We start from the raw sequence: 13522 nt of genomic DNA, 5'->3' as shown, positions 1-13522 counted from the left end.
GTAGCTGAGAGCAGCCAACAACGCTATGGATTGAAAGACGACGAGCGGTGGGTCGAAAGACGACGAGCGGAGATATTACAACGAATCTTTAGAAGGCTGCCAGCGGCAAAAATCAGTATCCGCTACCATCAAAAGCTGATTCCCCTCAGAAGATTCCAACCACGCTAAATTTAGCTGGGAATGCCACACTTTCGCACGGCTCTGTAACCAATTTTCAGCATAGGGCTCAAAAGTCACTTCGCGTACATCACCTTCACAAGTCGTCACTTTACCTTGATGCCAGCGACCTTGATAGAGTTTGACGCCGCCAACAATAAGTGCGGTGTTTGTCTCGAGTATGCGTTCAGCTTCAAAGCGCCAACGCGTAATTTCATCCGTTGAAAGAGGTGTTTTATAGCCGTCTTGAGTACGCTGCATAAAAATAACCTCATTATTTTTATCGAAGCGTAATTGTTCGGTGATATCACCGTTTTTTTGATTCAAGATTTGGCTGCGAATTTGCCACAGATTGCCTGAACGATATTCAAAGAAATTAACGGAAGTGTCTGTACCTTTATAGGGGCTATAAACCACCATTAAGACCAGAGGCTGGCTTTTTGCATCATTAAGTCGCCACATACGAATGACGCCATCATCGGCAATAAAACCACTTGCACTAAACTCAGGGAGCTTTGGTGCATTAGAAGAACAGGCGCTTAGCATTGAGATAGTTCCCAACACCAGCAACCCTTTTTGAATAAACAAAAGGGGTAGTTTTTTACCCCCTCTGGTGATTCGGCTGTACAATGTTCTTATTTTACAGCTTCTTTCAGTGCTTTACCGGCAGAGAAAGCAGGCACAGTTGTAGCAGGAATCTGGATTTCTGCTTTAGTTTGTGGGTTACGACCAGTACGCGCAGCACGATGGCTAACTTTAAAAGTACCGAAACCGACCAGTTGGACTTGTTCGCCTTTTTTCAGCGTTTCAGAAATAGCATTCAGAGTAGATTCTAATGCTGCTTTTGCCTGAACTTTGGTCAGGTCCGCTGATTCTGCGATAGCATCAACTAATTCAGTCTTATTCATAAATTATCCTTACACAGTGTGTTTATCGTTTGCAAAGCATCGAGTGCGTCGGATATGCCAAATTGACAGCCCCTGATACACGCCCCCGATAGCCACTTCTTCTCGCCCCTAAATGTAGACCAGAGTAGGGGCAAATGTGAAGTCTTAGTACTCAGCATTACTGCGTCAAGTCACGTTTTCGATAATGAAAATGCAAAAATCAGCTTAAAGTAATACCTATATTGCTCACCCCCGCTTCGCGGAGGTCAGATTTTAATCCTTTAATTAACTCTAAGTCGCGCTCTTCACAAGCTGCCAGTAACCGGAAAATGTCCCACTGGATATCCCATTCCTCTTCAACGGCCGGGATTTCTTTGAGTTCTTCTTCTGTCATTTCCCGCCCTGCTTGAGTCATTTCGAGCATGGCAACCGTACGAATGGATGCTTCGCTAACCAATATTGCGTGTTCGAGGGTTTCACCACTCAATTTCGAATGGATAATTTCACCTAACGCAATACAGGCATCAATAGCTGGATACACACCATACATATCGAAATCATCTGCTGATGGGATAATTTCTTCTAATTTTTCTAACTGACTGTCGAAATTGACTTTGCTATCTTTAATGACCAAAGTTTCCCAAACTAAATCAAGGATGGAACGATAAACTTTTGCATCGGCAAATTCAGTTTGCTGACAAAACATTTGAAAGTTCGGATACATTCTTTCACATAGGCTTGCCATGAAAGTTGTATGTTGCCAGCTTTCTAATTTTTCCAACCTCAAATGAATGGGATTTCTTAACATAATTTCTGACTCATCAATCTTAATACTTCGCAGTTTACCTGAAAATCTGTCAATGCCACATATTTTGCTGATAATTAGCTGATTTTCTCATTCATTCGCTTAAAAAACGTTCGATTTGATGCAATTCCGTCAGCAAAACGCGTCGGTTCTGGCAACCGATAACCTTTTAGACACTGCTTTACCCACTCTAAGGAAGAGGAAAAGCCTACTTTATGACCAGGTGAAACATATAATGGTTTGCAGCGTTTTTTGCTCCGCAATACCCAACCGAGTTGATTTTCACCTGCCATTAATGGCTGAACACTTTCGGGTTCTTCACTTAACTCAACCGCATCACCACATAAACGGCTTTTTGCAACGCCAATTGTAGCTATATTAGCTTGTAACCCAAAATGGCAGGCAACACCAAAGCGCCGTGGGTGTGCAATCCCTTGTCCATCTACGAGTACTAATTCAGGTTTATTTTGTATTTTTTCCCACGCCGCCATTAACCCAGGGACTTCACGAAAAGAAAGTAACCCCGGTATATAAGGCAATTGAGTCGGTATTCGTGCTATTTGATACTCAACAAGTTCTAACTGTGGCCAAGATAATACAGCTACCACTGCACGCGTAATAGCGCCTTGCTGTTCAAAGCCCACATCCGCTCCACCAATCAGTTTGAGTGGTGGAAGTTCATCATGCAAAATGATTTTTGAAGCTTGCCTAGTTTGTTCTTTTCGTAACAATTGAGTATCTAAAACCATCATGCGTCCATTGCTTATGAGATTAAATTATTCTTAATCATAGATGATAATGGTGTACTTACAAGATTCTATAAATACACCACAAACCTAGAAGATCAATAAACGATAATTATTGATGATATTGGCGGGATAAACGGTGAACTGCATCCACAAATGCACCTGCATGCTCAGGTGGAACATCCTGATGAATACCATGGCCTAAATTGAATACGTGCCCTTCACCTTGGCCGAAGCCAGATAGAATATTTTGCACTTCTTCTTCTATACGCGCAGGTGGTGCATATAACATGGATGGATCCATATTACCTTGTAAAGCGACTTTATCACCAACACGACGACGAGCATCAGCAATTTCAGTCGTCCAATCAAGGCCTAATGCATCGCAACCCGTTGCCGCCATTTCCTCTAACCACTGGCCTCCACCTTTAGTAAATAAGGTGACAGGAACACGGCGACCATCATTTTCACGAATTAAGCCATCAATAATTTTATGCATATAATTCAGTGAAAACTGTAAATAATCACGCTTAGTTAACACCCCACCCCATGTATCAAAAATCATCACGGACTGTGCGCCTGCACGAATTTGAGCATTCAAGTATAAAATGACACTGTCCGCCAGTTTATCCAATAACAAATGTAATGTGTTCGGGTCTTCGTACATCATCTTTTTGATTTTAGTGAATGCTTTGCTACTGCCACCTTCCACCATATAAGTCGCCAGTGTCCACGGGCTACCAGAGAAACCAATCAGTGGCACATTACCTTCAAGGGCTTTACGGATGGCACGAACGGCATCCATTACATAACCAAGTTCCATTTCAGGATCAGGAATAGGGATGTTTTTTACATCTGCCGCGCTCATAATCGGTTTATGAAAACGTGGGCCTTCACCTGTTTCGAAATATAACCCAAGCCCCATTGCATCAGGGATAGTGAGAATATCAGAAAATAAAATTGCAGCGTCTAATGGAAAACGACGTAATGGCTGTAATGTCACTTCACAAGCCAATTCGGTGTTTTTGCACAGAGCAATAAAATCACCAGCTTCAGCGCGAGTTGCTTTATATTCAGGCAGGTAACGCCCTGCTTGACGCATCATCCATACAGGGGTCACATCTACAGGCTGACGTAGCAAAGCACGTAGATAGCGGTCATTTTTTAACTCAGTCATTATTTACTCCATTATTATAAGTGGCCGCCGCAAATGGCTAAGAGCGAAGTTCATTATTGTATCATGTTAATGATAACAATATCAGCGCTGTGCTATTTTCCCGTTTCATAATCACTTTGACGACACAATGCGACCGTATCTTCAATCAAACGCCTAGCTATGGTGTCCGCGGGTGGGATCAAAGGCAGTTCATTGTAATGATACCAATTTGCGCTCACCAACTCCTTCGGGTCTACTTTAATATCACCACTCTCATAATCCGCGAGAAAGCCCATCATTAAAGAATGAGGAAAAGGCCATGGCTGTGAAGATACGTAGCGAATATTTTTCACTTTTATATTGCTCTCTTCCATGACTTCGCGCATAACAGCCTCTTCTAGTGTTTCACCCACTTCAACAAAGCCCGCTAATACGGTAAATAATGGATTTTGCGAATGGCGCCGGTGCTGAGCTAATAGAATATGGTCATCACGTCGGATCCCCACGATAATACAAGGGGCAATCTGCGGGTAATAGCGCTCATGGCAATGGTCACACAAACACGCCCATTCTGTTTCACTATGGCGCATTGCAGTACCACAATAGCCGCAATAACGATGAGAACGATAAAACTCCGCCAATTGCACGCCTCGCCCAGCGAGACGAAATAAACCCTCATCTTGCGCAGCAACAATACGGGGAGATGCCATATCTGATGGCATTTTTTCGGCTATCAACCAGACAATTTCCCCTTGCCACTCACCAATTGGTGTCGCTATTTTTCCTTCTAACAAATAGTCCTTTGCCATGCCTCGTGGAATATCTCCATGAGGTAGCCACAAACGCCCGGAAAAACAGATAAACCACCAACCACTTTCAGTTCCTGATAATTTTAACTTATTCATTTTTCATATCTTTTGTTAGTTTTTATTGTCGAAAAAATAAATCTATTAATGACACAATACACTTCTTTGGCGCAATGTCATTCAAACGTTTGTTTCATTATTTTTCATTATCAATTTTGACACTTTTTAGACGTTCCATTCCATAAAATGTCTAAAAACTGTCATAAAAAGGTCAACTAACTGTCACCTCTTAAAATTAGGATGCTAAGTAACCAATACGGTTCACCGTTCTTCAAAAGTGAGAAAATAATGAAAACTATCGTTCCTGCGATTTTACTATCATTGACTGCATCCAGTGTGACATTAGCTGCTGATGCTAATTTAGCAGAGTTAATCGATGCAGCGAAAAAAGAAGGGCAAGTTTACAGCGTTGGAATGCCTGACTCTTGGGCTAATTGGAAAGGAACTTGGCAAGACTTAGCTACGCAATATGGGTTGAAGCATCAAGATACCGATATGAGCTCCGCCCAAGAAATTGCCAAATTTGCCGCAGAAAAAAATAATGCGACCGCAGATATTGGTGATGTAGGTGCCTCTTTTGGGCCTGTTGCCGTGCAAAAAGGTGTGACTCAACCTTATAAACCAACAACTTGGGCACAAATTCCTGATTGGGCAAAAGACAAAGACGGCCATTGGGCTTTAGCCTATACAGGGTCAATTGCTTTTATGATTAATAATGATCTAGTGAAAGATGCGCCGAAAAGCTGGGATGACCTATTAAAAGGGAAATATAAAGTCACCGTTGGGGATGTTGGAATCGCTGCACAAGCCAATAATGCTGTACTGGCCGCCGCATTTGCCCGTGGTGGTGACGAAAATAACCTAAAACCTGCCATTGAATTTTTTGCTGAACTCGCCAAACAAAAACGCCTATCCGTTAATGACCCAACTGTCGCAAATATCGAAAAAGGTGAAGTCGAAGTTGGCATCTTATGGGACTTTAACGCACTGAATTACCGTGATCAAATCAACCGTGATCGCTTTACTGTCGTGATCCCATCTGACGGTTCTGTCATTTCAGGTTACACCACTATCATCAATAAATTTGCCAAAAACCCAAATGCAGCAAAATTAGCTCGTGAATTTATTTTCAGTGACAAAGGCCAATTAAACCTTGCTGAAGGCTACGCTCGGCCAATTCGTGCACAATATCTAACATTACCTGACGATATTAAAGCCAAATTATTACCAGAAGAACAATATAAAAATGTTCAGCCAATTAAAAATGCAGATGGCTGGGAAAAATCGTCCCGTAATCTCCCTAAAATGTGGCAGCAACAAGTTTTGATCCACCAGCAGTAATTTAATGTATTGATTTTAGGAAAAGTTAATGTCTGAGAAAGTCATACTTGTTGTCCTAGACGGTTTAAGTTATTCAGTAGCCCATCATTGTATGGGCTATCTTAACGGCTTAATCAAAGCCGACAGTGCAACACTTTACCAATTAGAGTGCGAGCTTCCTTCGATGTCTCGCCCTTTATATGAGTGCATACTAACGGGAGTTCCTCCTGTCAAAAGCGGTATTGTGAATAACCAAATTATCCGTTTATCCCATTTTGACAGCATATTCTCTCTCGCGCGCCTTGCCGGCAAAACGACCGCCGCCGCCGCTTATTATTGGGTGAGTGAGCTGTATAACCGAGCGCCTTTCGTCGCAACAAGAGACCGTCTTACTCACGATGAATCGCTAGCTATCCAGCATGGCTGCTTTTATCAAGCAGACCATTACCCTGATGATCACTTATTTGTCGATGCGGAATATTTACGCACTCAATTTAACCCTGATTTTTTATTGATTCACCCTATGAATATAGACGACACCGGGCACAAGTTCGGTTTTGATTCGCCGCAATATCGTAATGCAGCACGCCATGCAGATATCATCCTGTCGAATTATATTCCCACATGGATTGAGCAAGGTTATCAAATCCTGATCACTAGTGATCATGGGATGAATAATGATCGTAGCCACGGAGGGACACTTCCTGAAGAGTGTTTAGTCCCATTGTTTGTCGTCGGTTCGCAATTTTCTCATCAACCCTGCGATATTGAGCAAACCGCGATTTGTGGAACCATCTGTCGTTTACTTGGTGCCAACTCTCTGGATAAACCTGTTTGTGATGCACTATTACGAGGAGGTTTGTAATGGCTGATATCCCTGCTTCCTGTGAGCAGACATTCCAACCACAGGGAAAAATTGCCATGTTAAAAAAACGCTTTGCTCGTTTTCATTGGCGCGCTGCACTGCTACTGCTACCATTCTTTGTACTATTTAGTTTATTCCAAATCGCCCCAATGATTTGGGTGCTCATTAATAGCTTTATCTACGAAGAAGCATGGTCATTAGGTAACTATCTTGAAGTATTCAATAATGATTTTTACTTGCAAGCGTTTGAAAATACCTTATGGCTTTCCATTAGTTGCAGTGTAATTGGCTTATTCATTTCGAGTATCACGGCATTTTCCATTTATAAAATGCAAGGGAAAATTCGCCGGATAATGATTTCCTTCACCACCATGGCCAGTAATTTCAGCGGTGTTCCTCTTGCTTTCGCATTCATTATTATTTTGGGCTTCAATGGGGCGATTACCTTGCAACTCAAGTCATGGGGGATTATCGAAGATTTCAATATCTATAGCGCCAGCGGGTTAATGCTGTTGTATGTATATTTTCAGATCCCATTAGGTGTTCTGTTGCTTTATCCCGCCTTTGACGCACTAAAACCTGAATGGGAAGACGCAGCAAAAACGATGGGAGCAAGCAAACTAACCTATTGGCTAAAAGTTGCTATTCCGGTGCTTTCCCCTGCTCTACTTGGCACCTTTATTATCCTAATTGCTAATGCAATGGGCGCATACGCCAGTACCTATGCGTTAACAAGTGGTAATTACAACCTTGTGACTATCCGAATTGCCAGTTTAGTTTCCGGTGATTTATTTCTCGAGCCGAATATGGCTGCGGCTTTATCAATGCTACTTATCACTATCTTAGCTTTTATCACGGCTATCCATCATTGGTTAATCAAGCGGAGCTACCATGCAAAATAATAATGCGATTAGCCCAGTTATAACCAATAGCAATAAACCCTCTGGATTATTGCTTCATAAGTTAGTACTAATCAGTGTTGCTAGCCTATTAGCGCTACCTATTATTGCCACATTTTTGTATTCCATCGCCAGCTCTTGGGGAGCCACTGTGCTACCTGATGCCTTGTCGATTAAATGGTATCTACAATTGTGGCAAGACCCGCGTTTTCTCATGGCATTTGGTCGTTCATTAATAATTTGCTTTGGTACGTTACTGGTTAGCACATTAATTATTTTACCCATGACGTTTGCGGTATTTTATCGGTTCCCCAAACTCAAAGGGATGATGGATTTACTCATTATTTTGCCTTTTGCGATCCCGCCTGTGGTCTCATCGGTTGGCTTGCTGCAAATATTTGCTGATGAACCATTCATGTTGGTTGGTACACCTTGGATCCTGATTGGTACTTATTTCACCATCACGTTACCTTTTATGTATCGTGCTCTTGCGAATAGCTTTCAAGGCATTAATTTACATGACTTAATAGATGCCGCGCATTTACTGGGTGCCAGTACCTTCCAAGCCTTTATGATGATTGTGTTACCCAATATTCGCAAAGGTATGTTGGTCTCATTATTAATTTCATTTTCATTTTTAATGGGTGAATTTGTGTTTGCCAATATCCTTGTGGGAACACGTTATGAAACCTTGCAAATCTATCTTTTCAATATGCGACAAACCAGCGGGCATTTCACTTCTGCTCTGGTGATGTCATATTTTCTGTTTACCTTATTGCTGACATGGTTAGCAATGCGATTAAATCGTTCAGGAGATGAATGATGAGTTATGTTATTGCGGAAAATTTAGCCAAGTCTTTTGGCACTAATCAAGTATTTGCTGATATTCAATTTACTATCGAAAAAGGCGAATTTATTACCCTACTTGGGCCAAGTGGTTGCGGCAAATCGACTTTATTACGTTGTATCGCAGGGCTTGAACAACTTAATCATGGTGAACTTTATATCAATCGCCAGAATGTAACCCACCAAGCCGCACAACAACGCGGTGTTGGCATGGTGTTCCAAAGTTATGCGTTATTTCCCAATATGACTGTGGTTGACAATATCGCGTTTGGTTTGAAAATGCGTAAATTTGATAGCCAAGCCAGATCTAAAGCGGTCGCTGAAGTGATTGAATTAGTTGAGTTACAAGGAAAAGAACAACAATTTCCCCATCAACTATCAGGGGGACAGCGCCAACGAGTAGCACTTGCAAGAGCATTAGTGATGAAACCGCAAATTTTGTTACTTGATGAGCCGCTTTCAGCTCTTGATGCACGGATTCGCAAACACTTACGCCAGCAAATTCGCCAAATTCAACGTGAATTAAGCTTAACTACCATTTTTGTTACTCATGACCAAGACGAAGCGATGATCATGTCCGATAGGATCTTTTTGATGAATAAAGGGCAGATCGTGCAAAGTGATACGGCAGAGAATATTTATACCCAACCAGCAACAGAATTTGTCGCTCGGTTTATGGGGCATTACAACCTTGTTGATTCCGAAAAGGCCAATACGATGTTAGGCCTTAATTTACAAGGTACACTTGCTATCCGCCCTGAGTCTATATATGTCAAAGAAGCGGGGCGCCAATACGGTAGCCATATTTCTCACCCTGTTGATGCCGTGATATTGGACCATCAGTTGCTTGGCAATATTATTCGTTATAGTGTGAATACCCCTGCAGGTGATATGACGGTGGATTTACTTAACCGCTCATCTGAGCGTTTATTTGAACCTGGAACTCGCCTTGAACTTATGTTTAATAAAAATGAAATTCGCACACTTAGTTAATAAGTAGATAGGAATATAATGCAAAACCGACTGGCCATTTTTGACTTAGATGATACGTTAATTCAAGGTGATAGCAGCGTATTGTGGACACAATATCTGTGGGACAAGCAAATCATTAGCGACCCACAATTTGTGGAGGCAGATAAAGCCATGATGGCGCAATATAATGCAGGCACATTAGATATGCCGACTTACTTACATTTTAACCTGCAAACTATCGCCAATGTAAAAGCTGGGCAAGTGGATATCTGGTTGGATGATTTCGTACAAAACGTGATTTTACCGCGAGTCTACCCTGACGCCATTAGAACGATCGCAAATTATCGAGCTAAAGAGATCCCAATTATTGTGATCTCCGCAACCGTTTCATTTATTGTGAAAAAAATTGCTGCGAAACTAGGTGCGGATGTCGCGATGGGGATCGATATCAAGCAACAAGATGGCTGCTACACCACAGAGATCGACGGTATTCCAACCTTTAAGGAAGGTAAAGTCAAACGCCTATTAGCTTGGGTCCGTCACCAACCGATCACTGACGCCTATGTGTATTTCTACACCGACTCCGCCAACGATCTCCCGATGTGCCAATTCGCCGATGAAGTATTTATTATCAACGGTGACGAACGCCTAACGCAAGCCGCACTCGAACACAATTGGCCACAATATACTTGGGGTTTGTAAGCCCAATTTTAATTTCAAACTTGGTTTTAATTTTGGTTTTAACTAACTAATCTTTTCAAAGGTTCCTCTAAATTATTCGTGCTAGAGGAAGGAGATAAATAGAATTATCCCGAATCACATACATAAGTATGTGATTCGGGTAAATCTATGAAATCGACGCACCTATCGCGCGAAGAATGACGAGGAAGCACTTATCCCTTGAAAAATAACAAGGAAATAACCTTATTCCATTTTACTTTCCTCTAAATTATTCAAGTGAGAAGAAGGCGGCAAATGAGGATATCCCAAGGAGCATACATAAGTATGTGACTTGGGTAGCCGAGAGCAGCCAACGCACTTATCGCTTGAAGAATAACGAGGAAAGCTTATACTGAAATCTCTTGTCGGAGTGCCTAGTATGCAATGCATCAGGCTGAGACCGTTAATTCGGGATCCGCGGAACCTGATCGGGTTAATACCCGCGAAGGGAACAAGAGTAATCACTCAGCGTTAGTTTATCACCTCACATTTGGTGGAAAATTAGCCGCAATGTCTTTTTATTACTCCTCCGAACTCCTGACAAGCAACTTTCTTTCGATAAACCCGCTACACATAAAACTGTGATAGCCGTGACAATGTCAGGAAATTGCTATGTCCAATAATACAGAACAAAATATCATCCCTACTGCTGATTTATCGCCACAAGCAGCACCCGCTCGCACCCGTAAAGCTCAACGTGATGCCGCTGAAAATTTTATTAATACCGTTTCTGGCGTTTCGTTTCCTAATTCACAGCGCATTTATTTACAAGGTTCTAGAGACGATATCCAAGTCCCGATGCGAGAAATCCAACTCTCTCAAACCTTGATTGGTGGCGATAAAGACAACCCACAATTTGAAGATAACGAACCTGTTCCTATCTATGATACATCTGGCCCTTACGGCGACCCAGTTTCTGAATTAAATGTGCATAAAGGTCTTAAAAAAATTCGTGCGCCATGGATAAGTGAACGAGCTGATACCGTACCTGTCGAAAATTTAAGTTCCGATTTTACCCAACAACGCCTTGCTGATGCAGGTCTTGATCATCTGCGCTTTAACAACCGCCCCCACCCATTAAAAGCCCAAACTAACAAGTGTGTTACTCAATTACACTATGCACGTAAAGGCATCGTAACCCCTGAAATGGAGTTTATTGCAATCCGCGAAAATATGGGGCGTGAACGTATTCGTGGCGAAGTTTTATTGCAACAACATCCAGGCCAAGGCTTTGGCGCAAATTTACCGGAGAATATTACCCCTGAATTTGTTCGCCAAGAAGTGGCGGCGGGTCGCGCCATTATCCCAGCCAATATCAACCATCCTGAATCAGAACCAATGATTATTGGCCGCAATTTCTTGGTTAAGGTTAATGCTAATATTGGTAATTCATCGGTCACCTCATCCATTGAAGAAGAAGTCGAAAAACTGATTTGGTCAACACGTTGGGGGGCGGATACCGTCATGGATTTATCTACTGGCCGTTATATTCACGAAACTCGCGAATGGATTTTACGTAACAGCCCGGTGCCTATTGGTACGGTTCCGATTTACCAAGCGCTCGAAAAAGTAAACGGTGTCGCCGAAAATCTCACGTGGGAAATGTTCCGTGACACATTATTAGAACAAGCAGAGCAAGGCGTCGATTACTTCACTATCCATGCCGGCGTATTACTACGCTATGTACCGATGACCGCCAAGCGCCTAACAGGGATCGTCTCTCGCGGTGGCTCCATCATGGCCAAATGGTGCTTGTCTCATCACCAAGAAAACTTCCTGTATGAGCACTTCCGTGAAATCTGTGAAATTTGTGCCGCTTACGACGTTTCCTTGTCATTAGGGGATGGCCTGCGCCCAGGCTCAATCCAAGACGCCAACGATGAAGCACAATTTGCCGAATTACATACCCTTGGTGAGTTAACCAAAATTGCGTGGGAATATGATGTCCAAGTCATGATCGAAGGCCCTGGCCACGTACCAATGCAAATGATCCGCCGTAATATGACGGAAGAATTGGAACATTGCCACGAAGCGCCATTCTATACCTTAGGCCCACTCACAACCGATATTGCTCCGGGTTATGACCACTTTACTTCTGGTATTGGTGCCGCCATGATCGGCTGGTTTGGCTGTGCAATGTTATGCTATGTCACCCCGAAAGAACACTTGGGATTGCCGAATAAAGACGATGTTAAGCAAGGGCTAATCACTTATAAGATTGCAGCTCACGCCGCTGACCTTGCTAAAGGACACCCTGGTGCACAGATCCGTGATAACGCCATGTCCAAAGCCCGTTTTGAATTTCGCTGGGAAGACCAATTTAACTTGGCATTAGACCCTGAAACTGCTCGCAAATATCACGATGAAACCTTACCACAAGCCTCTGGGAAAATAGCCCATTTCTGTTCTATGTGCGGACCGAAATTCTGTTCAATGAAGATTTCCCAAGAAGTTCGTGACTACGCGGCACAAAAAGAAGCCGGTATGGAACAGATGTCAGAAGCCTTCCGTGCTCATGGCAGCGAGCTCTACCATGGTGCTGAAATTGTGAACGCAGAGGTGGATGAAAATGCCAAAATTGCCTAGTGCTATATCTATCCCAAATAGTCCTTTTCCTGCGACCGAACAACGCCTTGGGCTTTACCCCGTTGTGGATTCCGTTGAATGGATTGAACGCTTGCTTAATGCAGGTGTTTCCACAATCCAATTGCGCATCAAAGACAAACCTGATGCCGATGTTCGTGATGATATTCAACAAGCGATTGCGCTAGGAAAAAAACATAACGCACGTTTATTTATTAATGATTACTGGCGCTTAGCGGTCGAGTTGGGTGCTTATGGCGTACATTTGGGCCAAGAAGATTTGGAAACTACCGATTTATTAGCAATCCACCAAGCGGGCTTACGGTTAGGAATATCAACGCACGATAAGCATGAACTGGCTATCGCGAAATCCGTGCGTCCTTCTTACATTGCTATGGGGCATATCTTTCCAACACAAACGAAAGAAATGCCTTCTTCCCCTCAGGGTTTAGAAACGCTTAAAGCCATGGTGGAAGCAACGCCTGATTACCCAACTGTCGCCATTGGTGGAATTTCTATTGATAAAGTCCCCGCAGTGCTAGCAACTGGGGTAGGTAGTGTTGCGCTGGTCAGTGCGATTACCAAAGCCGATGATTGGCGCGCTGCAACAGAAACGTTGTTGGATTTAATTGAGCGAAATACTGCCAACTAGCCAATTTTTAATCACATAACTCGCCCTGCTTTATCATCATAAAACAGGG

Annotated in this window: 14 protein-coding genes and 1 riboswitch; of the genes, 8 read left to right on the top strand and 6 right to left on the bottom strand. The window is 42.8% G+C overall.

The annotated features are described in order from the left end of the window. Nucleotides 1-75 precede the first annotated feature (75 nt). The 6 genes from PZ638_RS01870 to nudC form a co-directional block, all read right to left on the bottom strand. Nucleotides 76-720, bottom strand: coding sequence for a DUF1481 domain-containing protein (locus tag PZ638_RS01870; protein ID WP_311850632.1), 645 nt, complete (start codon nt 718-720; stop codon nt 76-78). A gap of 71 nt (nt 721-791) precedes the next feature. Beyond that, nucleotides 792-1064 carry an HU family DNA-binding protein gene (locus PZ638_RS01865; RefSeq protein ID WP_004264522.1) on the bottom strand — a complete coding sequence of 91 codons (273 nt, stop codon included), beginning with the start codon at nt 1062-1064 and terminating at the stop codon, nt 792-794. Between the two features lie 199 nt (nt 1065-1263). Beyond that, nucleotides 1264-1851 (bottom strand): YjaG family protein, encoded by a 588-nt coding sequence (locus tag PZ638_RS01860; protein WP_004264521.1) that lies wholly within the window; start codon nt 1849-1851, stop codon nt 1264-1266. A 74-nt stretch (nt 1852-1925) separates the two neighbouring features. After that, nucleotides 1926-2597, bottom strand: coding sequence for a deoxyribonuclease V (gene nfi / locus PZ638_RS01855; RefSeq protein WP_050763795.1), 672 nt, complete (start codon nt 2595-2597; stop codon nt 1926-1928). Between the two features lie 109 nt (nt 2598-2706). Next, nucleotides 2707-3771 (bottom strand): uroporphyrinogen decarboxylase, encoded by a 1065-nt coding sequence (gene hemE, locus PZ638_RS01850; protein ID WP_004264519.1) that lies wholly within the window; start codon nt 3769-3771, stop codon nt 2707-2709. A gap of 92 nt (nt 3772-3863) precedes the next feature. After that, nucleotides 3864-4655, bottom strand: a complete 792-nt coding sequence (gene nudC, locus PZ638_RS01845; RefSeq protein WP_004264517.1) for an NAD(+) diphosphatase — start codon at nt 4653-4655, stop codon at nt 3864-3866. A gap of 249 nt (nt 4656-4904) precedes the next feature. Here nudC and PZ638_RS01840 point away from each other — a divergent pair, with 249 nt between their 5' ends. The 8 genes from PZ638_RS01840 (at nt 4905) to thiE (ending at nt 13473) form a co-directional block, all read left to right on the top strand. Then, nucleotides 4905-5957 (top strand): ABC transporter substrate-binding protein, encoded by a 1053-nt coding sequence (locus PZ638_RS01840; RefSeq protein WP_094962814.1) that lies wholly within the window; start codon nt 4905-4907, stop codon nt 5955-5957. Between the two features lie 28 nt (nt 5958-5985). Further along, nucleotides 5986-6801 carry an alkaline phosphatase family protein gene (locus PZ638_RS01835; protein WP_094962815.1) on the top strand — a complete coding sequence of 272 codons (816 nt, stop codon included), beginning with the start codon at nt 5986-5988 and terminating at the stop codon, nt 6799-6801. Further along, complete coding sequence (locus PZ638_RS01830) at nt 6801-7703, top strand: ABC transporter permease (protein WP_144140724.1); 903 nt, start codon at nt 6801-6803, stop codon at nt 7701-7703. Before PZ638_RS01835 ends, PZ638_RS01830 begins: the two co-directional genes overlap by 1 nt. Further along, nucleotides 7693-8523: an ABC transporter permease gene (locus PZ638_RS01825; protein WP_094962817.1), complete on the top strand. Its 831-nt coding sequence runs from the start codon at nt 7693-7695 to the stop codon at nt 8521-8523. The genes PZ638_RS01830 and PZ638_RS01825 overlap by 11 nt, the downstream gene beginning before the upstream one ends. Next, nucleotides 8523-9539, top strand: coding sequence for an ABC transporter ATP-binding protein (locus PZ638_RS01820; protein ID WP_094962818.1), 1017 nt, complete (start codon nt 8523-8525; stop codon nt 9537-9539). The genes PZ638_RS01825 and PZ638_RS01820 overlap by 1 nt, the downstream gene beginning before the upstream one ends. Nucleotides 9540-9557: 18 nt before the next feature. Then, complete coding sequence (locus PZ638_RS01815; RefSeq protein WP_094962819.1) at nt 9558-10220, top strand: HAD family hydrolase; 663 nt, start codon at nt 9558-9560, stop codon at nt 10218-10220. Between the two features lie 374 nt (nt 10221-10594). Then, a riboswitch (TPP riboswitch) is annotated at nt 10595-10706 on the top strand. Between the two features lie 144 nt (nt 10707-10850). After that, nucleotides 10851-12824, top strand: a complete 1974-nt coding sequence (gene thiC, locus PZ638_RS01810; protein WP_136135115.1) for a phosphomethylpyrimidine synthase ThiC — start codon at nt 10851-10853, stop codon at nt 12822-12824. Further along, nucleotides 12808-13473 carry a thiamine phosphate synthase gene (gene thiE, locus PZ638_RS01805; protein ID WP_094962821.1) on the top strand — a complete coding sequence of 222 codons (666 nt, stop codon included), beginning with the start codon at nt 12808-12810 and terminating at the stop codon, nt 13471-13473. Before thiC ends, thiE begins: the two co-directional genes overlap by 17 nt. Nucleotides 13474-13522: the final 49 nt, after the last annotated feature.

Origin of the sequence: Providencia hangzhouensis (assembly GCF_029193595.2) — a bacterium.
Lineage (GTDB): Bacteria > Pseudomonadota > Gammaproteobacteria > Enterobacterales > Enterobacteriaceae > Providencia > Providencia hangzhouensis.
The sequence above is the reverse complement of the archived record's forward strand: the minus strand, read 5'-3'. Positions and strand labels throughout refer to the sequence as shown.

What these genes read in the sequence shown, in the direction of transcription:
- PZ638_RS01835 (WP_094962815.1), top strand. Translation starts at nt 5,986, where the DNA reads ATGTCTGAGAAAGTCATACTTGTTGTCCTAGACGGTTTAAGTTATTCA.
- thiE (WP_094962821.1), top strand. Translation starts at nt 12,808, where the DNA reads ATGCCAAAATTGCCTAGTGCTATATCTATCCCAAATAGTCCTTTTCCT.
- PZ638_RS01840 (WP_094962814.1), top strand. Translation starts at nt 4,905, where the DNA reads ATGAAAACTATCGTTCCTGCGATTTTACTATCATTGACTGCATCCAGT.
- hemE (WP_004264519.1), bottom strand. Translation starts at nt 3,771, where the DNA reads ATGACTGAGTTAAAAAATGACCGCTATCTACGTGCTTTGCTACGTCAG.
- thiC (WP_136135115.1), top strand. Translation starts at nt 10,851, where the DNA reads ATGTCCAATAATACAGAACAAAATATCATCCCTACTGCTGATTTATCG.
- PZ638_RS01830 (WP_144140724.1), top strand. Translation starts at nt 6,801, where the DNA reads ATGGCTGATATCCCTGCTTCCTGTGAGCAGACATTCCAACCACAGGGA.
- PZ638_RS01865 (WP_004264522.1), bottom strand. Translation starts at nt 1,064, where the DNA reads ATGAATAAGACTGAATTAGTTGATGCTATCGCAGAATCAGCGGACCTG.
- PZ638_RS01820 (WP_094962818.1), top strand. Translation starts at nt 8,523, where the DNA reads ATGAGTTATGTTATTGCGGAAAATTTAGCCAAGTCTTTTGGCACTAAT.
- nudC (WP_004264517.1), bottom strand. Translation starts at nt 4,655, where the DNA reads ATGAATAAGTTAAAATTATCAGGAACTGAAAGTGGTTGGTGGTTTATC.
- PZ638_RS01825 (WP_094962817.1), top strand. Translation starts at nt 7,693, where the DNA reads ATGCAAAATAATAATGCGATTAGCCCAGTTATAACCAATAGCAATAAA.
- PZ638_RS01815 (WP_094962819.1), top strand. Translation starts at nt 9,558, where the DNA reads ATGCAAAACCGACTGGCCATTTTTGACTTAGATGATACGTTAATTCAA.
- PZ638_RS01860 (WP_004264521.1), bottom strand. Translation starts at nt 1,851, where the DNA reads ATGTTAAGAAATCCCATTCATTTGAGGTTGGAAAAATTAGAAAGCTGG.
- nfi (WP_050763795.1), bottom strand. Translation starts at nt 2,597, where the DNA reads ATGGTTTTAGATACTCAATTGTTACGAAAAGAACAAACTAGGCAAGCT.